This window comes from Halonotius aquaticus, from assembly GCF_003605575.1.
GTDB classification, from domain to species: Archaea; Halobacteriota; Halobacteria; order Halobacteriales; family Haloferacaceae; genus Halonotius; species Halonotius aquaticus.
The window spans coordinates 1-18,111 of the sequence record NZ_QKNY01000011.1 but is presented as its reverse complement, the minus strand read 5'-3'; the positions used below and the strand labels follow the sequence as shown (position 1 = coordinate 18,111).

Below are 18,111 nucleotides of genomic sequence, written 5' to 3'. Positions count from 1 at the left end.
TTGCGCGCTGTCTTGTTCCGTTCTGTTTTGCGCCGTCTGTGAGCCACTGCCGGGTCAACTACAGTCTGTGAGCCACTGCCGGGTCAACTACAGTTCAGGTTTCTGGAGTTCGAACCCGCCTTTGATTCGGTCGACAAGACAGAGGTGGAAACCCTGTTTGCGGGAGATGTTGACGAAGCTTTTGCCGCCGCTGCGGCTGAACAGGCCGCTGCCGGTCGCGTCGTCGGCCATCTCGTAGGCGTCTTCGGTGAAGTAGCTGCTCGTCACCGCAAAGCTGGCGGCGAAGCTGTCGTTGCGCTCGCGGAGGGCGTTGCCATCACGGATTAGTCCCTCAATCAACTCCGCCCCGACCGGTTCCTTTGAGCTATCAAAGTTGGCGACACACAGCGGCTTGCCGCGCTTATCGCGAACGACACAGTCAAATTCGCGTTCGATCGGCTCGTCGTCTTCGTCGGTGCCAAGCTCAATCGTCCCGTGCAGCTCGACCCGATCGATCTCCGGGATCGTATCAGCGACCGCGCTGAGCGCGGTTGTTCCCCCTGTCGCCCGCAGTTCGAACAGCAGATCGGTCACCAACCACTCCGCGAAGGCGACCTCGATCCGCTCGGCGAGGAACGCTTCGAAGGGGGTGCCATCAACTTCCAGCCCCTCGGTGTCGAACGTCGTGTGGGTGTCGAGTCGGATATTCGCTGCCACATCCTCTTTCGATGCCTCGCCGTCGTGGGCGTCGGCAAGCGTCGCTTCACCCTTCGAATCATAGCGGACAAACAGGTTGGTTCCCGCAAGCGCGCTGGCGGTATCCATCGTGTGGCTCGGTGCTGTCGTGGATGTGCCACCGGCCGCGTCGGTTCCGCCGGCTGACTCAGCAGCCTCGAGTTGCGCTTCGAGCTCTTCGATGCGCTCTTTGGCGGCCGCCAGATCAGCTTCGAGTTCGTCGATTCGCTCTTCGGCGACAGCGAGTTCTTCGCGGGCGTCGTCGCGTTCGGCGGCCAACTGCCTGTGTTTTTCTTCGGCCTTCTCCATTACCTCCTCGGCTTTCTGGAGTCGCTGTTGGAGCTGCTTGCGTGAGACGCGGTCGTCCGACCGGGTGACTGTCTGTTGGCCACCGCCGCCGCTCCGCCTAGCACTGTCGGCGCGGCCTCCACTCCCGTTGTCGGCTGTGTCGTCGTCGCTGGGATCAAGCGACGGGATCGTTGTCGTGTTCCGCCAGGCAGCTTCCTCTTCGAAGGGTTCGGGATCTGTCGTGGTGGTGCCTGCTGATCCGGTATCAGCTGGTGTGGTGGTGTCGGCTGTCGATCTGGCATCAGTAGTCGATCCGGTGTCGGCTGTCGACGTGGGTTCGGTCGATGTCCCGCTGTCAACCCCCGATCCACTACCGTCGACGCTTGAGTGATCCGTGTCGTGGGTGTCGTCGCTGGCCGCTGTCGCGCCGGTCGGATCGATGCCTTCGGGTGGTTCGGACGCTTCTGTGGTGGCTGTCTCCTCGTCGTCGGTGTCAGCCGCGACGGTCGGTTCCGCCCCATCCTCGCTGGTATCGGCCGCGGTCGTCGGCTCCGCGCCAGCATCGTCTACCGCGGTGTCGTCGCTTGCTGGACTGTCGTCAGCCGACCCTGCCTGCGGGATGTCGATCGCTTCCCGGCGACGATCACTCGTCGAGGGTTCGGCATCGGCGTCGGCCTCGTCGGTCGTCGGTGCTGACGTGTCGGTCGCGGGTGCGGAGCCGTCGCTGGTGGCTCCGACATCAGTCTGTTCGTCTTCGGTTGTCGTTGCCGGTGTGTCACGCTCTGGCAGATCGATCACGTCGATGTCGGCGGCGTACACATCGTAGATCCCGACCTCGTCGTTGGCGCGGTCGAAGGCTTCCTCGTCGGTTAGGAGGCGGCGACTGTTGCCGACGAAGGCGACGCTCATCGAGCGGCCACCGTAGTAGACAATGTAATAATCCCCTGACAGGACGTTCTCGGAGAGCTCAATATAGCCGGTGAAGTTGCCACCTGAGAGGGTTGAATCGGCCTCGGCGATCGCCGTCTCGTTGGTGTAATACTCCGCCTGCTTCTCGTTGTCCTGTGTCTGCATCGTATACAGCAACGGAAGCGCAGGCGTTGGCGCCTCGTAGGCGGTCTGGGCTGCCCCGTCGAAGGCCCCGAGTGAGCCATCGCGGATCCCGACCAGCCGGCCGTTAAGCATGAACCCCCAGGCGTCATCGGCGTTGACCGCCCCGGAGAACTCCGCGTCGGCGAGGGCATGGAGGCCCGCATACCCCGCGTCGACCGGAACGGTCTCCCAGTCGGTCACTGCGGTAACTATGTCGCTATCCATTTGGTATACCGACGCCCGAGACGCATAAAATACTTTCCAGAGCGTCGGACGTTGGATTCAGCGTTTTCCGTGTGGAAAATACCCGCCTTCGAGTGTGACCGTGCGTCAAAATCGATCGTTGACGTAGGCCTTGATCCGCTCGACGCGGTCGCGGTCGTAGGTCCACATGCTCCGCCAGACGTTCGGGCCAGTCTCGATGGCAACGAGCGCGACGGGGTTGCAGGCGTCGGCCGCGGCGATATCGCTACCACTGGCGTCACCTGTGTCTGTTTCGGGAGTAAACAGTACCACCCACGATCGACGATACTCGTGGGTTGTCCCAGCGTGCACAATCACATCAAGATCGTCGACGACACCGGGATCGTCACGGATGCCGTAGACGTGGGTCTCAACGTTGCTGTCGCCGAGCCACTCATACATCTTGCGAGTCCCGTACTCGTCGTCAAGCCGGGAGAGCCGCTGAAACGTGCTGTGGAACTCGCCGTTGCCACAGGCCAGTGCGCGATCCTCGATGAACCGCGAGATGACAACCAACAGCAGCTTCTCCTTGTTGGACTCCGGAAACCCACGGACGGTAAACTCGATATCATCGAGCCCCGTCAACACGTCCGGGAAGGAGCCCGTCGCGGAGCGACCGGTGCTGGTTCGATAGCGGTCGGCGTTGACAAGCAGAAACGTTTCGCTGAGATCCGCAAACGACGAGACGGCACTCACCTGTCCGTTTTCGATCAGACACACCACGTCGCTGTCGCCTTCAGGGATGTGTCGCTCTTGGATCTGAATGGATTGATTCTCAAAGGCGCGATCTAAGAGGTTTACGAGCGGCTGGGGCTCGGTTCGGTTTATCAGGAGCAGCGTCTTCTCCTGGCTGCCGGTGGTTTCGTCGATAAATCCCGACAGCGAGTCCGGCAGCTCGTCGTTCATATTTGTTGTAGGGACTGTAGACAGATAAAACGGCGCGGCGCGCCCGTTACTGCATCGGTTCCTTCGGCGCGCGGTCGATCGCGTTGAACGCGGCCTCGAAGTCGTCTAACTCCTCGATGAGTTCGCTTTGTTCGGCCCGGAGCTCCTCGATGCGCTGGGTCAGCTCCTGATACTCCGCGGACTCCTCGAGTTCTTCGGCTGATTTCTCTGCTTCGAGCACGCCCACCTTTGAGGTCGCTCGAAACAGTTCTTGGACGGTTTCGCCGTACTCGCGGGCGGTCAGCTGGTGTTCGACAGCCTCCAGCAGCGTCTCCTTGCCGATCGGCTTACAGAGATAGTCGTCGAAGTCCATATCGACGATATCGACATCCGGATCGATCGCGGTGACCATCACGACACGGACGTCTGCATCGGCCTCGCGGACGCGCTGGAGCACCTCATCGCCGGTAAGCCCCGGCATCCGGCGGTCTAAGAGGATCACATCGATATCGCTGTCGAACGCGTCAAGTGCCTCCTGCCCGCCGTAGGCGGTGCGAACAGTGTAGTGTTCTTCAAGCCGGAAGGCATAGAGGTCGGCGACATCTCGTTCGTCGTCGACGACAAGAATCGTCGCGTCATCTGTCGAGATAGTAGTCATGAATATCGGGTGCCCGGTCGTCCAATAAATCGAGTGCTGTGAACTTTATACTTCCGCTACAGTATGGGGTGCGTGTCATGTCGCTAACAGCGCATAGATCAGCAAAAATCCAAAGTAGAGTACCACGAGTCCGCCGAGGGCGATGATCCGAAACCGGGTGAGTGCTGCTTCCTCCTGCTGGTAGGCGTCACGAAACGCCTGCTGGTCGGCATCATCTAGTTTGTCATAGTGGTTGAGCCCGAGATGCAGCCGAAATTGGTCGTCGGCCGGGAGTTCAAACCCGCAGTGTGGACACTGTCGTGGGTTCTCGCCGTCGGGGACGTGTGTCTCCGGCCGTAGCTCAGCGGTGGCCTGTGTGTGACTGGTGTCGCTGCTATTTTGAGCCTCGCTGTCGTCGCCAGCCCGCCCGGTCGACATCACACACCACCTCCACCGAGGAACGGTGGTGTGACCGTTGGCGTTGTCACGATCCAGAGGCTGATAATCGTGTAGGCGATCATCACCAGCGTGATCCCGTATTGGCTTTTGATCGCCTCCAGTCGCCCGGGCAGGAGTTCGTAGGCCGCGGCGTGGGCGATCCACACCGCGATGAAGTGCCCAACCAACACGAAGGCGAGTTCAAGCCCTGCAATCCAGCCGGGCAGGGTCGTCAGCACCGGCGGCTGCTGGGGTGGCGACAGCGGGCTCGCGGCGACGACAGCGAGTGATGGGGCCACTCCGAGGATGAAGCCGAGATTATGGGCGATGTGGTAGCCGGCGGCGATCGCCACCAGCGACGGCGCGAACCGCTCGGCCAACGCCGTTTGGGTGATGTAGGTACGGCCAAACCGCCGGGCGAGACTGATCGCCCACCAGAACGCGGCGACAAACAGTCCGAATCCGACGAGATACGCGCCCAGATAGCCGGCCAGCGGCGGCACACCGATCTCGACGACCGCGGTGATAAGGCGGGCCCAGAGCCCGGTGCCAACGAAGCCATCGAAGGTCGTCACATAGAGTACCGCGACGACGAAGACGGTCTCTGCATGCCCCGACACAGCACCGCGATCGGTGAGCGCGCCCCCGGGCAGCCGGAGTGAGAGCCCGTCGTCGGTTCGTTTGAGTGGTGCGAACTGACCAAACAACGCAAACACCCGCGAGATCGGATCGACACGGCCGAACCACGTGTCGGTGCCGTAGACGACGCTGCCGGCAGCACTGACAGCCGTGTAGGCTCCAATCGTCGTCGCCAACAGCCGTGGATCGTCGGCCAGCGGACTGACCACCTCGATCCAGATGAGCGCGAGTAACCCGGCGACACTTGGCCACGCGCCGAGCCGAGCAGGATACGGCCGATCCAGTGATGGCAGCAGCGATGCCACCGTACGGAAGGGGTTCAACGTCGGCCACGTGTTGCCGATGAGATACGTCGAGGCGACGTAGCCGCCCCACCAGCCGACCCAGACGACGAGGATCGCCAGATTGCGATACCCCGTCTCTGGGCCGAGATAGCCGATCCCAACGGTTGCCGCCAGCACCGCGAGCCCGACGAGTTGGCCGCCGAGTCTGAGCAGCCGACCCGGAGCGGGAAGTGTGAATCCCCAGTCGTGGATCGACCGCATGAACGCTCGATCGGTGACAAACGACGCCAGCAGAAACGACGCGCCGACCGTGCCGCCGCCGGTCGTCAGGAAGAGCCAGGTTGGCACTTCCACAGAGCTTGTCGACCCCCGGAGCGCGGCCGCATGGGCGATCGCTGGCTCCGAGAGGAGTGCCACCAGTGGGGCCGCAACCGCGGCGATAAGTACCACCCGCAGGGCCATTCGTTGCCAGCGACCGCCAGCGTCCGTGGTTGGTCGTCCAGCACCGCGTTCAGTCATTATCGTGGGTTGCGCCAGCCGACAGGAGTAGCTTGCGGATCTTCGGAATCAACGCCTTGGTGGCGACGCCAGCCGATCTCGTGTCACCCACGTGGTTAAGAGGATTTTTAATCACACACTTGCAACGGGGTAGTATGAGCACCGAAACGGAGGACGGACACGACGACCACCACCTCCCGGCGGTCGAAGACTGGCCGCGCGGCTTCGGCGAGGCGAGTTGGTGGCCGTTTGTGACCGCACTCGGGGCGGCCGGCATCTACATCGGCGTGGCACTCTGGATCATCGGGGATGCGATCAGCCCGCTTCTCGGGCCGGCGGCGGTCGCCGGCAGCGTTGGGCTGTTCTTGGTCGGCATTTACGGCTGGCTGTATCACGCTTTCATCACCAAATTCTGGAGCCGCGATACAACTGAACACGGCCATGCCTCCTTGCGATGGGGGATGATCGCGTTCCTCGGCTCCGAGTTGGCTACGTTCGGGGCGATCTTCAGCTACTACTTCTACTTCCGTGCTGGCGCGGAGTGGACGTTGCCGTCGACAACGCCGGATCTGATCAGTTCGCTGATCCTCGCTAACACGGCGATCCTGATCGCCTCCTCGTTTACGCTCCACTGGGCCCACGTCGCCCTGCGCGACGGTGACCGAACGAATTTCCTGCGTGGGATGGGACTGACGATCCTGTTTGCGGTTGTCTTCCTCGGCGGGCAAGCGCTGGAATACTTCGAGTTCATCGGCGAATACGGCTTCACGTGGACACAGGGGGTCTACTCCTCGGCGTTCTTCGGGCTGACCGGCCTCCACGGCCTCCACGTTGGGCTGGGAGCAGCCATCCTCGGGATCGTCTTCGTGCGCGCGCTGTATGGCCAGTATTCCGCTGAACGACACCTCTCGGTGTCGACGGCTTCGATGTACTGGCACTTTGTCGACGCCGTCTGGATCTTCCTCGTCGTCGTCCTCTACGTCGGCGCGGGCCAAGCGTAGCGACTCGTCTGGGACTGTTTTTGACGCTGTTGCTCCGTCTCGACTGTGTCACACCAGTAGCTGTCGGCACCGACAGCTTACGGCATCCGGATTAGGTGATCGATGTTGTGCGCCAGATAGGTTAGCTCCCCGCGATCGATCTGGGCGTGTCGCTGCCGCGCCCACGCCCGGATCGCGTCGTCGCTGACGGTGTCGATGGCGGCATTCGGTGTTTCCGTCAGCAACGCGGTTTCGATCGTATCGACGATATGGCGGAGAAACATCGCTTCATCGGCGGGATAGCCATCATCGCTCGGTATCACAACCCAGTCGGAGCCGCCGGCTGCGAGCTGGGCGGCACCGGCGGCCGGTAATTCGGTAAACAGCCGCCGGCCGGTCTGGCTGCCGCCCGGCCGGGCGGGGGCATCCATCGCGGCGTGAAAGCCATCCAGCAGGGTCGCCGTCACCCCCGGATCGTCAACCGGTCGCACGTCGGTGACGCCGTCGAAGGTGATCGGGAAGTAGCCAAGGCCGCCGCCAGAAATCAGCGGAAGTAGCTGTTGGGCAACCTGCGCAAACGGCACGATATCAAGAAAGGCCATCCCGATCAGCAGATCGAACTGCGGATCGGCCGCCGTCGGATCATAGCGGTTGGCCGCGAACTCGAAGGCATCAGCGGCGTGCAACTCGACGGTCACCGTTTCGTCGTCGTTGGTGCGTGAGAACTGGTGGCTGGCAGTTTGCTCAAAGTCGCCGTCGGTCAGACGGTCGCTTGCCGCCGCGATGTTTGTGTCTTCGATGTCGACGCCGACATACTCGACCTGCGAGGGAAGTGCGTCCCAGGCGCAGAGTCGCTCCAGCATCGTGCCGATCCCGAAGCCGACTTCGAGGATTCGAATCGGCTCTCCATCACGGGCCGTCGCTCGGCTGTCGAGTTCGGCACCAAGGCGATCGACGGTCGGTCGGTGGAGTGCACGGTCGTCGACCGATTTCTTGGCGTCGAGATACCGCACAAAATCGTCGAACGAACGGGGCACGTCGTGTGGTTAGTCGGCGTCGGCGGGGGTTTCATCCGCGCTGGCGGCGGTTGGCTCGTCGTCAGCGTCGACGGTGTCGTCCGCGTCGGCGTCGTCTGTCAGCGGCGGCAGCGGCTCCTTCGCAATCTGCGTGCCCCACATCCCGGGGTATTTCTCGACGGTTACATCCCCCATGACCTTCGTCTGGCAGGCCAAGCGGAGGTCATAGTTCGGGTGGTGTGGTGGCACTAACAGGCGACCTTTCTCGCGGATGCCCTTGTCGCTGACCTCGCCGTCGACCTTGACCGCACAGGTGCCGCAGTTACCGAACCCGTGGCAGTTGAGTACCTTCGATTTGCCATTGTGTGGGGTCAGATCTGCATCCAACAGCACATCTCTGAGCGTCGCGCCTTCTCGGCATTCGATTTCCTCACCGCGGAAGTGAACAGTCGGCATGGTCGACTCAACGGGGTGGCTCCTCAAAGGCTTACCGACAGCCTGTCGCTGTCTTTCGGTCTCAACGAAGCTAAATATCGCCGCGACAACACCGATGTATGCCATCAACGCGACGCGCGTATCTCACGACTGTTGGGACGGCCGCCGCTGTCGGCCTCGCCGGCTGTGCCGGTGACACCGGGCCGGGAACGACGAGCCACAGCTGTGAGCTCACGGAGCGCGAGCCCGTCGCAGACCTCTCTCAACCTGTCGTGGGCCCGAGCGAGGCCACGGTCACCGTGGATGTGTTCGAGGATTTTGCCTGTCCGCACTGTGCGGACTTCGCCACCGGCGGACTCAGCCAACTCAAAACCGACTATCTTGCGGGCGAGACTGTTCGGTTCCGCCATTTCGATTTCCCTATCCCTGTCTCTGATTGGTCGAACCGAGTTGCCAACGCCGCTCGGAGCGTTCAACAGACACAGGACGATGCGGCGTTTTTCGAGTTTAGCCTTGCGGCCTACGAGAACCAGGCCGACTACTCCTGGCAGCTCATCGGTGACCTCGCTGACGAAGTCGGTGCCGATCCCTGTCGCGTGCTAAGTGATGCCAGCAACGCTACCTACGAGCAGGTGCTGAGCGCAAACCGACAAACTGGGATCGACAGGGGCGTTGAATCAACACCTGGTATCTTTGTCAACGACACGCTGATCGAGCCGCCCGAAAGCGGTGGCTGGTACGAGCCGGTCAGCAGCGCGATCGACGACGCCCTGTAGCTTACGCCGCGTCCCCGCCTTGTGGCGTCGGAAATGCTCGCCGCGACCGCGGCGGGATGAAGAAGTTGCCACGGTTTTCGACGAAGATATAGCGGAAGATCCCGTTTCTGACCCGCGGATCGATCTCCGGGTTGTCGGCAACGATATCGGTTCCGTTCATCGCTTCCTGTACCGCCTCAAACTCACTGATTTGCTGTTGGTAAGAGGGAAAATGGAGACTGGCGTTGTCGTTGTCGGTCGATTCGACGTGGCGGCGTAGCGTGCGGACGTTGCCCTCGCTGTCGCGGTTGCCGCGGGCGGCCTTTTCTGCGTGCCCAACAAGCCCGAACACGTCGGCGGTCTCGTCGATCGCCGCAAACAGCTCCGCGGTGATCCCGCTGTCGTCGCCGAGATTCTCGCCGACGCCCTCGACAGCCCCCGACTCAGCGAGCTGCGGGCTAAACAGTTTCGCGACCATCTCCTCGTGGCTGTTTTCGTCGTACCACTTGTCGAGTTGCTGGCGGATCCGGGCGACGTGTTTCGTAGTGCCGCCGGCGAAGGGGCCGTCCTCGATGGCCACCGATGCCTCGCTGGCCTGGTTGGCCGCAAAGCCGGCTTTGAAGCCCATAAACAGCGGTGCAGCATCAGGAACGGGCCCATCTTCGGGAATCCCGCCGACGCCCTGGTTGGCGGCGGGCAGTCCCGGTCCGATGAATCCGGTTCGGCGGTCGTCGATCCGGAACACCTCGCCCAGTCGACCCGTCACCGCAACACCGTTGAGCGTTTCTGGGGTGTCGTCGCCGTCCGGGAATAGCGTTTCCTCGATCGCCAGCAGGGCGTCGCTGCGATCCGACGCCAGCTGCAGGAGGGCGTCCTGTTCGTCCAGCGTTGGCGTATCAACCGGCGTGAGCCGACGCGGCGGGGGGAGATCGACCGACTCCGGCAGCGACGCCTCGAACCGATCGAAGTACGCCGGCGAGTAGCCGAGATCGAAGACGACGCCGCGGTTGCTCCGTTCGTAGGCGCGTTCGATCGTTCGCAGGGCGGCAGTTAGCCGTTCGCGGTCGGCGTCGGTGGGGGTTCCATCGTTGCCGGCCTCGCCGTCGTAGGTGAGATACAAAAATAGGTGGTGTTCTGGAAGGACGACGTTGCCAGCCTCGTCGTGGTCGAGGCTGTCGTTCCACGCAAATTGGCGATCCGGGAGCGTCTCGGGATCGTCGACGCCTTGGGGGATCGGCTCGTCGTCGACGGCCTCTAGACAGGCCGACAGCGCGGCCGCGCCACCGGTCGCCAACGCTGCCTTCAGTACGTCCCGACGGGACGCAGACGTGTCGGGCAGTGTCATACTCGGAGTAGTCGACTGCGTCAGATATGGGTTCTGGTAGTCGTCCCCACGTGTTTCGTCGCCTACACCAGAACTCGTTTGGTCGCTGAGCAGCTAAGCGGGTTATGAAGCGACGACAGTTTCTCGCCGGTACAACGGCCGGGCTGGCAGTTGGTGCTGCCGGCTGTGTTGATTCGTTTACCTCTCTCGATGGCGTGAGCTATGGGCGGGAACCCGAGCTGGTCGCCGACCGCCCGGCGGCGATCTACTATCCAACCCACACCGAGGAGATGGCCATGGGCGGGATGGCACAGACCGACGATGGGCTGGCGGTCTCGCTGGCCTACACCTTCCCCCATCGGTTCTGGCGGGTGTTCAAACGCGAGGGGCGCTACGAAGCCGAGCAGTTCAGCGTCGACGGCGACGACGCGATACATATCATGGCAAATATCTGGGACGCCGAGACCGGTGTCGTGTTGCCGGTCTCAAGCGTCGACATCGCGGCCCGCGGCGGCAACAACGTCGACGAACGTGAGACGGTGTACCCGATGCTCTCCCAGCGCATGGGCTTTCATTACGGCGATAACTACCATCTCGACGGCGACGACACCTACACGGTCAACGTCACTGTTGGCGCGACGACCGCCACCCGGTTCGGTGGCTTCGAGGGTCGCTTTGACAAGCCTCAGACCGTGACGATCAATCTTGATTACAGCGAAGCCGCCCGCAACGAACTCGCCTACGAAACCTACGAGGATCGACAGGGCGACCCAGGTGCGCTGTCGCCAATGCGCATGGAAATGAACGGGATGGCGATGCCGACCGGTAGCGTCCGCGACCTTGGTGGCACCCAACTGGGAACGGGACGCGCCGACGACATCCGGTATGCGGCTGCCGTCCTGACCGACGACCGCTTCGGCGACGCGCCGTATCTCGCGGTCACCGCGGCGACGCGGTACAACGAGTTGGTGGTTCCGAGTATGGGGCTGGCCGGGACGCTCACCGACTCGAATGGCGAGACAGTTGTTGAGAGCACCTCCCTGGAACCGTCACTGGATCCGGAACTCGGCTTCCACTACGGCGCGGTTGTCCCCGGTGCGACCGGCGAAGAGACAGCCACAATTGATGTGACGACGCCGCCACAGGTCGCCCGTCACGAGGGGTACGAGACCGCCTTCTTCGAGACGCCGACCGTCGAGTTGGACTAAGCGGGGCTCGGTAGTGTCGCTGCCAGCAACGCACTGATCACAGCGTCAGTGAACTGGTTGCTCGCGGAGCCGGTCGGCAAACTTCTCGCGCACCTTATCGAGTTTCGGCGGGATGTGCATTGAGCAGTAAGCCTGTGAGGGGTTTTTTTCGTAGTAGTCCTGATGGTGTTCTTCGGCCCGATAGAACGTCTCAAGCGGTTCGACCTCGGTGACGATCTCGTCGTCGTAGGCGTCGCTGGCGTCGAGTTCGGCGAGAAACGCCTCGGCGGCGTCCTGCTGGTCGTCGTCGTGGGTGAAGATTGCCGAGCGGTACTGCGTCCCGACATCTGGCCCCTGTCGGTTGAGTTGGGTCGGATCGTGCACGGTAACAAAGACTTCCAGCAGGTCGCCGTAGCTGATCACGTCGGGATCGTATTCGACTTGCACGACCTCGGCGTGGCCGGTCGTCCCCGAACAGACTTCCTTGTAGCTCGGGTCAACCACATCTCCGCCAGCGTAGCCGGAGACAGCCGACTCGACGCCTGCGAGTTCCTTGAACGGGGCTTCGATACACCAGAAACAGCCGCCGCCGAATGTCGCTGCTGCGCTTGCCATAACAGGTCTTGGGTCGGGAGCAACAAGAAGCCACGGCTCGCACGTATCACAACGACAGTTAACCGCCCCCAGCCCAGCCGCCGTGGTGGCTGAGCGTCCCGAGGTTCACCCGCGAGTCGGTGCTGGAGCCACGGACGCCAGCCCCGAGCGCGTAGATCGTCCCGTCGTCGCTGGTAACATACACCGTCTCGTTGACGACGACCGGCGCGGTGTCGACCCAGTCCTCGGCATCGAACATCCAGTCGCGCTGTCCGGTTGTCGTACTGATCGCGTAGACGTAGCCGTCGTTGCTGCCGACATAGACGGTGCCGCTGGCGACCGTCGGCGACGACCACACTCGGCTATCAGTTTCGAATGACCACTGCCGGTCGCCGGATGCGGCGTCGATGGCATACAGCGCGCCATCGTCGCTGCCGACGAAGACGCTCCCCTCGGCGACTGTCGGCGAGGAGTTGATGGCGTCGCCGGTGGCAAACTCCCACTGCTTGTCGCCCCATTTGGCGTCCAGGGCGTACAGGGTGCCGTCGCCGCTCCCGATGAAGACGGTGTCGCCGGCGACCGTCGGCGAGGAGCGCACCGGGCCGCCGGTTTCGAAGGCCCAGCGTTGCTCGCCAGAGGCCGCACTTAGTGCGTACACGTGGCCGTCGTCGCTGCCGATGTAGACGGTGCTGTTGGTCACGGTTGGGGAGGCGTAGATCGGGCCATCGGTGCCGACCGCCCACCGCTCTTTGCCCATCCCGGCGTGTAGCGAGTAGACGTAGCCGTCGCCCCCACCGACGAAAACCGCGTTGCCGGCGATCGTCGGCGACGACTCGATGAATCGTGCGGTTCGAAATGCCCACTGTTGGCTGCCGGTGTCGGCGTCAATCGCGTAGACATGGCCGTCGTCGCTGCCGACAACGACCCGTCCGTCGACGACGGTGGGCGCGGATTCGACGAAGTCGTCAGTTTCGAAGACCCACTGCTCTTCGCCTGTCTTCGCGTTGACAGCGTAGATGCTGTCGCCGTCGCCGCCGGCGACGACCGTGCCGCCGACGACCGTCGGCGCGGAGCCGCCGAGGCCGCCCGTGCTGTATGACCATTTGACCTTGCCGGCGGCCTCTTCGAGGCGGATCTGGTAGCTGTCGTCTTCCTCGTCGTCTTCGGTGATCGAATCCGGGAGGCCGGCGTCAACCTCGAAATCCCAGTATTCGCCCTTAGCCTCCAACCGGTCTTCGTCGTCGCTCACACCTACCGCTGTATACCCCCACCCGCAAAAAGGAGTCGGCCGCACGCCACACGCGTTTCGGGCTTTATTCAGCCAGCAAACAGGTCAACGCGGGGTTAGCCGGACACCTGATCAACCACAGTTTCGCCATCGACAACGAGATTGTAAGCTTCTTCGTCGTCATTCCATAAGACGAGGGCGTTCTCGAAGGCCAGTACCGCGCCGTAGTCGGCGCTCGCCAACGCCCGATTCAGCCCAGACTCCTTTGTCACCACGGCGTAGTGGTCGGTCGTCTGGCTGCCGTCGCCGATCTTGAACACCGCGTTGTCGCCGTCGCTGAGATCATGGCTCAGTTTGACCGCCAGCAGGTCGATCCGCTCGGTGACATGGTCGTCCATCGCGGCCATCTTCGCGTGTCGATCCCGACTCGCCCGGAACGGGTAGCGTCGCTCGTCGTCTCGGCGCAGCAGGCTGTAGGCGAACTGGACATCGACGTTGCGGAATGCGTCCGGGTCGTCCTCGTCGGCCTCGGCGGCCGCCTCGGCGAGGCGATCCTGAAACGCCGGCACGGCGATCTCCGGGCGCACGTCGAACGACCAGCCGCGGTCGTCGGGTTCCGCGCCATCCCAGAGCCGCAGCGTTGGCGCGTAGACGGTTGCGTCGGTGTCGCCGCCGGCGATCGCTCGCTCGATCTCCCGGAGTTCGATTGCAGTGTTGCGGTCGGCGGGCTCCAACAGCAGTATCGTCCCGTCGTCGGCCAGATGTGACAGCGAGTCCTCGACGACGGCGACCGGGTCGTCGAGTTCGTTGCAGACGTTGCCGAAGATGAGCAGATCAAACGGGTCGTCGTCTGTGTCGACCGCATCATAGTCGAACGTCTCGATCGTCGACCGATGAATCGTCGACCGGAAGTTGCGGCTAGTCTCGCTGAGCACACGATCCAACACGTCAGCCGCCGCGCTTGGCTCGACGGCGTGGTAATCGACGAGGCCGGCTGTCGGCTCGCGGTCATCCGCGTCGCCGAAGACAAAATCGTGGAGCCCAAGTGCCGGCCCACCGACGCCGGCGCCCACATCGAGGACGCGCAGCGACGCCGGCAGCAACCCTCGCTCGGTGAGCGTCGCCAGCACGTAGCCGATGGTCGCATAGTAGGCCGGCAGGTGATAGATCGCATACCCTGCGGCGGTCGCCGCGTCGTATTCGATATCGTCGCCGGTGAGATAGTCGGCTTTCAGCGTTCTGATCGTCGACCGAAGCGTTGTCCCTGATTCCCCGCGATGCCAGTTGGCTCCGTACTGCTTGACGAGGAAATCCTCGACAGCACGGCTATACGCCGCAGGCAACGCCGCTGGCGACCACTCTCGGTGGGGGACTGCCTCGGCCTCAAGCGGGACGAAGGTTCCATCCGCACGCTCGACGAGGCCGAGGTCGAACGCCTCCTCCCGCAGTGTTTGGGCGACAACGGCGGGGTGTGGCTGGCCGTCGATGTATTCGGCGATCTCGTCGGGATCGATCGGCCGCACCTGCCGGAGATACTTCGCGTTCGAGCGGACAGCCTCTCGGTCGATCACTCGTCTGTCACCCGGCTGTCGGCGTCGACGTTGCGCTTGGCTTCCGCATAGAGGTCGGCAAAGGCCTCGCTGTCGGCGTCGGCGATCCGCTGGGCGGCTGCCGCGATGTCGTCGGCCCCATCAAACGCCGCTTGGATCTCGCTGTACACCTCGGGGCTCCCCTCGGTGACCGTCGTCGCCAGCGATTCGAGCCGTTCGGACACCGGCGTAGCGAACTCCTCGCGGATGTCGCCGGCGACGAGCGCGTAGGCCAGCACGGCCGTGTGGGCGCCGGCCTGAATCGTCTCCATCGCGCTGTCGTGGTCGGCGGCTGTTGTCTCGAAGACGGTGTTGCCGGCCTCGACCATGGCTTCACGGATCGTCGCCAGCGTCGGGCCCGCGGTCGCGGTGACAACCGCGATGTTGCCGGGGACTCGCGGCGGTGCAAATAAGGGATGAAAACTGGCCTGCTCGCAGTCAGGGGCATGGTCGGCCATCGCCGCCAGCGGTCGATCCATGACTCCTGAGATGTCGAAGACGGCCGTCTCGGCCAGCGGCGCGTAGGTGGCGATCGCCTCGTCGACGACCGACATCGGCACCGCAACCCCGACGGCATCAAAGGATTCCGCGGTGTCGCTTGGCACCGCTCGCGCCGCTCGAGGGTCGGCTGCCGCCTCGGCGACGGCGGGATCAGCATCGGTAAACGCAACGTCGGCGTCGACGGTGTCGGCCAGCCACCGCCCCATCTCGCCCGCGCCGACGATGAGTAGCTTCATACCCGCCTTTCCGGGTGATGTCCCAAAAGGGGTTCGATGGGGGCGACGGGCTGTCTGCCAGCGGCTTGCAATGCCGCTGTTCTGCTGGCCTGTTGTCCTGTTGTCGCTGATCGCGCCCCCCTTCGCTCTCATCGGCTAACTGGCTAAGACTATATTAGGTATATAGCTATATTGATCCGAATTCTTTTACGAATAGTCATCGAATACGCGATTAGATCAGACAGAAGCACGAGAAGACTGTTCAGAAATGAATAATCAACTAATACATTCCGGGCACGATGAATCGCACACGGGTGGACATCCTGCTGTCGGGATTGAGACTACAGATCGGGAAGCACTCGAAGCGTTCGTCCACAACGCGGACAACGGGGCCTACGATGACGGTGACGCCGAGCATCTCGCGGCGGCGGTCGAAACTATCCAAGCGTTGCTGGAAACGACAGCACCCGCTGAGCCGACAGCCGAGCCGACGCCGACAGCAACAAAATGGGCCGACGCAGCCGATTACAGTGGCTCACCTGCCGCCGACGCCTCAACGGCCGTCGTGTCCCATCCGATCGACCGCATCACGCTTCCCGATGCCGTTGACGCGACCGCCGCGCGAGCGGCGTACGATGCGGTCGTGGAGTTTCTTGTCGCCGCCGGGCCGGCGACCGACGGTGAAATTGCTGACAGTGTCATGCCGGAACATCCACTCGGCTACGCGCCACCTTCGGCGACAGACCACGAGGCGACGACGTGGTGGCAGGAGGTGATCAAACCCACTCTCGATGCTGATCCAACTGTCCGCTACCGTTCGGCCTACGGGTATGAACTCGGTGGCTGACGGACGTGACCACGAGTGTGATTACTCGATGGCGTCGAAGCGCACCGCCTCATCAGGGATCGTCTCCTCGGTGTGATCCTGAATCGTCTCGAAGGTGAGCGTGATTGATTCCGCCGGCACCGCCTCGCTGAACCTGATCGTAAACAGCGAGGCGGGGTCGGTGAGCGAGCCGGCCTCGCCCGTCATATCGACCGCTCGGGCTCGGACAAACGCCGATCCTGTGCCGCCGTCGACGACCTCGAAGTAGCGTTCCAACAGGCCGGGCTCGACAGCCTCGATGACCGCCTCGCCGGCGGCGTCGCAGGCGACCCGGGCGGTGTACTTCCGCACGCCGGCCGGCGCGTCGGTGACGACGACGCTGACGGCGGTTGTGGTGTGCTCGTTGCTCATGCAGGATGGTGGCCCGCGGGCGGCCTGTGGGTTTCGGTTCGCCACATCGTCTCAGTCGACGACGAATGTCCGTGGGTAGTCGGTTAGATTCTCGTAGCCGTCCTCGGTGACGACGATGATGTCCTCGATGCGAACGCCGCCCACATCGGGATCGTAGAGCCCCGGTTCGACCGTGATGACCTGACCGGCGTTGAGTTCGCCACCTTCGGTACTGAGTCGTGGCTGTTCGTGAACTGCCAACCCGACGCCGTGGCCGGTCGTATGGATGAAGCCGGTCTCGGTCGACGGATCGGTCCGGAAGGTTGGGAGCCCCGCATCCTCGTAAACCTCGCAGGCGGCGGCATGGACGTCTGCGCCGCTCGCGCCGGCTTCGACCGCATCGAGGGCCGCATCGAGAGCGCGCTCGGTCAGGTCGTACCACTCGCTGATCGTTTCTCCGGGCTCACCGACACAGAAGGTGCGGGTCATGTCGGCGTGGTAGCCCGTCGTCTTATCCTGCGGGAAGATGTCGATGATGATCGCCTTGCCGGCCCGCAGCGGGCCGCTGCCGCGGTCGTGTGGGTCGGCGGCTTGGGTGCCGCCGGCGACGATCGTCGAATCGAGCCCGTAGCCGTCCTCCAGCAGCGTCGCCTCGATCTCGTGTTTGACGCGCTCGCTGGTGAGAGGTTCGCCCTCGTGGATAAGTCGCCCATCGCTGTCGACGCTCGCGGCCGCGAGCAGCGACTCCGCGGCTGCCATCGCCGCCTCGTTGGCAGCTTGGGCTGCGCGGATGTGATCGATCTCGTCGGGTTGTTTCACCGCTCGGATATCCATCAACACATCGTCGGTGTCGACGCTGACGGTGTGGCCCTGCTCGCGGAGCCCGTCGGCGGTCGACAGCGGGAACCGATCGGGCACAAAGACGCTGTCGACGCCGCAGTCGGCCAGAAACGCGCTGTTGATGCGGTGGCTGGCTTCGGTTGGGCCATACTCCGCAACAAGCTGGCGGCGGTCGTAGTCGGCCGGTCGTTTCACCGTGTCGGCGCGGCTCTCGGTGACCGCGCGGCCGTACTCCAGTCCGGAAACGAGCAGCGCGAGCCCATCGGGCGTATAACAGGTCAGAAATGGATCGGGGGCGTCGAACCCCGAGAGGTATCGCTGGTTCGGGTCGGTGCTGTCGGCGTCGATGAGATAGCCGTCGACATCGTGGTCTGCGAGGTGGTCGTCGAGGGCGGTGAGATCCGGCTCCATACCGGCCCATGGGTGGCCCGACAGGTATGGCTCCCGGTTCGGTGGTCGCTGCATAACAAACGCTAAGCCGCCGGCTCCAAACCCTCGGATATGCGCTTAGAG

The 18,111-nt window shown here is 63.3% G+C and carries 18 protein-coding genes; 4 read left to right on the top strand and 14 right to left on the bottom strand.

The window, feature by feature from the left end; genetic code table 11:
- Positions 1–87 precede the first annotated feature (87 nt).
- The 5 genes from DM826_RS07625 to DM826_RS07605 form a co-directional block, all read right to left on the bottom strand.
- Positions 88–2,319 (bottom strand): DUF7527 domain-containing protein, encoded by a 2,232-nt coding sequence (locus DM826_RS07625; protein ID WP_120102810.1) that lies wholly within the window; start codon positions 2,317–2,319, stop codon positions 88–90.
- 105 nt (positions 2,320–2,424) lie between these two features.
- A complete protein-coding gene (locus tag DM826_RS07620; protein ID WP_120102809.1) occupies positions 2,425–3,243 on the bottom strand; it encodes a histidine kinase in 819 nt (272 codons plus the stop codon).
- Between the two features lie 46 nt (positions 3,244–3,289).
- Positions 3,290–3,880 (bottom strand): HalX domain-containing protein, encoded by a 591-nt coding sequence (locus DM826_RS07615; protein WP_120102808.1) that lies wholly within the window; start codon positions 3,878–3,880, stop codon positions 3,290–3,292.
- 75 nt (positions 3,881–3,955) lie between these two features.
- Positions 3,956–4,297 (bottom strand): DNA-binding protein, encoded by a 342-nt coding sequence (locus DM826_RS13160; protein WP_205738818.1) that lies wholly within the window; start codon positions 4,295–4,297, stop codon positions 3,956–3,958.
- Positions 4,297–5,739, bottom strand: a complete 1,443-nt coding sequence (locus tag DM826_RS07605; RefSeq protein WP_205738817.1) for a hypothetical protein — start codon at positions 5,737–5,739, stop codon at positions 4,297–4,299. Before DM826_RS07605 ends, DM826_RS13160 begins: the two co-directional genes overlap by 1 nt.
- 134 nt (positions 5,740–5,873) lie before the next feature.
- Here DM826_RS07605 and DM826_RS07600 point away from each other — a divergent pair, with 134 nt between their 5' ends.
- Positions 5,874–6,719 (top strand): cytochrome c oxidase subunit 3, encoded by an 846-nt coding sequence (locus tag DM826_RS07600; RefSeq protein WP_120102806.1) that lies wholly within the window; start codon positions 5,874–5,876, stop codon positions 6,717–6,719.
- A gap of 77 nt (positions 6,720–6,796) precedes the next feature.
- Here DM826_RS07600 and DM826_RS07595 read toward each other — a convergent pair whose 3' ends face one another.
- Positions 6,797–7,735, bottom strand: a complete 939-nt coding sequence (locus DM826_RS07595; RefSeq protein ID WP_133304665.1) for a methyltransferase domain-containing protein — start codon at positions 7,733–7,735, stop codon at positions 6,797–6,799.
- A gap of 9 nt (positions 7,736–7,744) precedes the next feature.
- Positions 7,745–8,170 (bottom strand): 2Fe-2S iron-sulfur cluster-binding protein, encoded by a 426-nt coding sequence (locus DM826_RS07590; RefSeq protein WP_120102804.1) that lies wholly within the window; start codon positions 8,168–8,170, stop codon positions 7,745–7,747.
- 98 nt (positions 8,171–8,268) lie between these two features.
- On the opposite strand from DM826_RS07590, the gene DM826_RS07585 reads away from it, so the two are divergent.
- Positions 8,269–8,925: a DsbA family protein gene (locus tag DM826_RS07585; protein WP_120102803.1), complete on the top strand. Its 657-nt coding sequence runs from the start codon at positions 8,269–8,271 to the stop codon at positions 8,923–8,925.
- A 1-nt stretch (position 8,926) separates the two neighbouring features.
- Here the strand turns inward: DM826_RS07585 and DM826_RS07580 are convergent, their stop codons facing one another.
- The gene (locus DM826_RS07580) at positions 8,927–10,243 is read right to left on the bottom strand and encodes a DUF7405 family protein (RefSeq protein ID WP_120102849.1); all 1,317 of its coding nucleotides are present in this window, start codon (positions 10,241–10,243) and stop codon (positions 8,927–8,929) included.
- Positions 10,244–10,353: 110 nt separating this feature from the next.
- Between DM826_RS07580 and DM826_RS07575 the strand changes: the two genes are divergently transcribed.
- Entirely contained in the window at positions 10,354–11,436 is a 1,083-nt protein-coding gene (locus DM826_RS07575; protein WP_120102802.1) for an iron transporter, read from the top strand.
- A 45-nt stretch (positions 11,437–11,481) separates the two neighbouring features.
- Here the strand turns inward: DM826_RS07575 and msrA are convergent, their stop codons facing one another.
- From msrA to DM826_RS07555, 4 genes are all read right to left on the bottom strand, one after another.
- Complete coding sequence (gene msrA / locus DM826_RS07570; protein ID WP_120102801.1) at positions 11,482–12,030, bottom strand: peptide-methionine (S)-S-oxide reductase MsrA; 549 nt, start codon at positions 12,028–12,030, stop codon at positions 11,482–11,484.
- A gap of 58 nt (positions 12,031–12,088) precedes the next feature.
- Positions 12,089–13,258: a beta-alanine-activating enzyme beta-propeller domain-containing protein gene (locus tag DM826_RS07565; protein ID WP_165853275.1), complete on the bottom strand. Its 1,170-nt coding sequence runs from the start codon at positions 13,256–13,258 to the stop codon at positions 12,089–12,091.
- A gap of 95 nt (positions 13,259–13,353) precedes the next feature.
- Entirely contained in the window at positions 13,354–14,808 is a 1,455-nt protein-coding gene (locus DM826_RS07560; RefSeq protein WP_120102799.1) for a small ribosomal subunit Rsm22 family protein, read from the bottom strand.
- On the bottom strand, positions 14,805–15,563 hold the full coding sequence (locus DM826_RS07555) for a prephenate dehydrogenase/arogenate dehydrogenase family protein (RefSeq protein ID WP_120102798.1): 759 nt from the start codon (positions 15,561–15,563) through the stop codon (positions 14,805–14,807). The genes DM826_RS07560 and DM826_RS07555 overlap by 4 nt, the downstream gene beginning before the upstream one ends.
- Positions 15,564–15,810: 247 nt before the next feature.
- Here DM826_RS07555 and DM826_RS07550 point away from each other — a divergent pair, with 247 nt between their 5' ends.
- A complete protein-coding gene (locus DM826_RS07550) occupies positions 15,811–16,389 on the top strand; it encodes a hypothetical protein (protein WP_120102797.1) in 579 nt (192 codons plus the stop codon).
- 21 nt (positions 16,390–16,410) lie between these two features.
- On the opposite strand, the gene DM826_RS07545 is transcribed toward DM826_RS07550, so the two are convergent.
- Complete coding sequence (locus DM826_RS07545) at positions 16,411–16,779, bottom strand: hypothetical protein (RefSeq protein WP_120102796.1); 369 nt, start codon at positions 16,777–16,779, stop codon at positions 16,411–16,413.
- 51 nt (positions 16,780–16,830) lie between these two features.
- Positions 16,831–18,009, bottom strand: a complete 1,179-nt coding sequence (locus tag DM826_RS07540; RefSeq protein WP_120102795.1) for a M24 family metallopeptidase — start codon at positions 18,007–18,009, stop codon at positions 16,831–16,833.
- Positions 18,010–18,111: the final 102 nt, after the last annotated feature.

Bases quoted from the DNA above. Each gene is read 5' to 3' on its own strand.
- DM826_RS07605 (WP_205738817.1), bottom strand. From the start codon at position 5,739: ATGACTGAACGCGGTGCTGGACGACCAACCACGGACGCTGGCGGTCGC.
- DM826_RS07615 (WP_120102808.1), bottom strand. From the start codon at position 3,880: ATGACTACTATCTCGACAGATGACGCGACGATTCTTGTCGTCGACGAC.
- DM826_RS07540 (WP_120102795.1), bottom strand. From the start codon at position 18,009: ATGGAGCCGGATCTCACCGCCCTCGACGACCACCTCGCAGACCACGAT.
- DM826_RS07625 (WP_120102810.1), bottom strand. From the start codon at position 2,319: ATGGATAGCGACATAGTTACCGCAGTGACCGACTGGGAGACCGTTCCG.
- DM826_RS07555 (WP_120102798.1), bottom strand. From the start codon at position 15,563: ATGAAGCTACTCATCGTCGGCGCGGGCGAGATGGGGCGGTGGCTGGCC.
- DM826_RS13160 (WP_205738818.1), bottom strand. From the start codon at position 4,297: ATGTCGACCGGGCGGGCTGGCGACGACAGCGAGGCTCAAAATAGCAGC.
- DM826_RS07575 (WP_120102802.1), top strand. From the start codon at position 10,354: ATGAAGCGACGACAGTTTCTCGCCGGTACAACGGCCGGGCTGGCAGTT.
- DM826_RS07620 (WP_120102809.1), bottom strand. From the start codon at position 3,243: ATGAACGACGAGCTGCCGGACTCGCTGTCGGGATTTATCGACGAAACC.
- msrA (WP_120102801.1), bottom strand. From the start codon at position 12,030: ATGGCAAGCGCAGCAGCGACATTCGGCGGCGGCTGTTTCTGGTGTATC.
- DM826_RS07590 (WP_120102804.1), bottom strand. From the start codon at position 8,170: ATGCCGACTGTTCACTTCCGCGGTGAGGAAATCGAATGCCGAGAAGGC.
- DM826_RS07585 (WP_120102803.1), top strand. From the start codon at position 8,269: ATGCCATCAACGCGACGCGCGTATCTCACGACTGTTGGGACGGCCGCC.
- DM826_RS07600 (WP_120102806.1), top strand. From the start codon at position 5,874: ATGAGCACCGAAACGGAGGACGGACACGACGACCACCACCTCCCGGCG.
- DM826_RS07550 (WP_120102797.1), top strand. From the start codon at position 15,811: ATGAATAATCAACTAATACATTCCGGGCACGATGAATCGCACACGGGT.
- DM826_RS07545 (WP_120102796.1), bottom strand. From the start codon at position 16,779: ATGAGCAACGAGCACACCACAACCGCCGTCAGCGTCGTCGTCACCGAC.